Origin of the sequence: Kineococcus gurbantunggutensis (genome assembly GCF_050871925.1) — a bacterium.
Classification (GTDB): domain Bacteria; phylum Actinomycetota; class Actinomycetes; order Actinomycetales; family Kineococcaceae; genus Kineococcus.
Genome location: NZ_JBJLSG010000329.1, coordinates 1 through 1,408 on the forward strand (window position 1 = coordinate 1; position 1,408 = coordinate 1,408).

Consider the following 1,408-nt stretch of genomic DNA (forward strand, 5'->3'; position numbering starts at 1 on the left):
GGGGGGGTGGGGGGGGGGGTGGGGCGGGGGGTGGGGTGGTGGGGGGCGGGGGGGGGGGGGGGGGGGGGGGGGCGGGGGGGGGGCCCCCCCGCCCCCCCCCCCCGCCCAGGCGGCGCAGCAGGGCGTCGGGGATGGCGTTCAGCGGCAGGACCTCGTCGGCCACGCCCTCGCGGGCGACCGCGCCGGGCATGCCCCACACGACCGAGGTGGCCTCGTCCTGGACGACGACCTGGCCGCCGGCGGCGGCGATCGCCTTGCAGCCGAGCTTGCCGTCGGAGCCCATGCCGGTGAGGACCAGGGCCAGCAGGTCGCCGCCGAAGGTGGCCAGCGCGGAGCGGAACATGACGTCCACCGCGGGGCGGCAGAAGTTCTCCGGCGGGCCCTGGTTCAGCTTCACCACCAGCGCGGTGCCGCGGCGCACGACCTCCATGTGGAAGTCGCCCGGCGCCACGTACACGGTGCCGGCCTCGACGGCCTGCCCGTCGGCCGCCTCGACGACCGTCAGGGGGCTGACCTTGTCCAGGCGCTGGGCGTACAGGCGGGTGAACACCGGCGGCATGTGCTGGGTGACCAGCACGGGCACGCCGATGGTGGCCGGCACCCTGGACAGGACGCTGGACAGCGCCTCGGGCCCGCCGGTGGAGCAGCCGATGACCAGGGCGCGCGGCGTGCCGACGCCGCCGGTGCGGGGGCGCACGGCCACGGGCGCGGCGGGGTGGGCCGGCGCGGGGGTGCGGGCGGGGGCGTGCGCGGCGACCGGCGCGTGGGCGGCGTGCCCGGCGTGCGGCGCGTGCGGCTCGGCGGCGCCGGGCACCAGGGCCTTGATCTTGGGGATGAGCTGGGCGCGCACGGACTCCATGGACTCCGCGACGCTGCCGACGTTGGCCGGCTTCGTCACGTAGTCCGAGGCGCCGGAGGACAGCGCCTCCAGCGTCGCGCCGGCGCCGCGCTCGGTGAGCGTGGAGAACATCACGACCGGCAGGCGCCGGTCGACGCGGCGGATCTCCCTGATGGTCTGCAGGCCGTCCATGACGGGCATCTCGATGTCGAGCGTGACCGCGTGCGGCTTGAGCTGCTGGATCTTCTCCAGCGCGATCTTCCCGTTGGGCGCGGTGCCGACGACCTCGATCTCGGGGTCGGAGGCCAGGACGTCGGTGACGATGCGCCGCACGACGACCGAGTCGTCGACGACCAGGACGCGGATCCGTTCCCGCACGCTGCACCCGACCCTTCCTCGACCGCCCCCAGCGGACGGTTCCCCCACTCCATCGGCGCGAGCGGCGGAACCCTGAACCCACGATGCAGCGCGTCTGCGGGACACGCCGGTCAGCGGGTGTCGCGCCGTGCGGGGACGGGGCAGGGGCGGGACGGGGGCGGGGGTGGCCCCCGCGGGCGGGCTGACCCCGTG

Annotated in this window: 1 protein-coding gene; it reads right to left on the bottom strand. The window is 76.9% G+C overall.

Annotated elements, in window-relative coordinates:
* The coding region (locus ACRYR7_RS25505; protein WP_432575192.1) for a protein-glutamate methylesterase/protein-glutamine glutaminase at positions 1-1,216 on the bottom strand (1,216 nt) is incomplete at its 3' end.
* Positions 1,217-1,408: the final 192 nt, after the last annotated feature.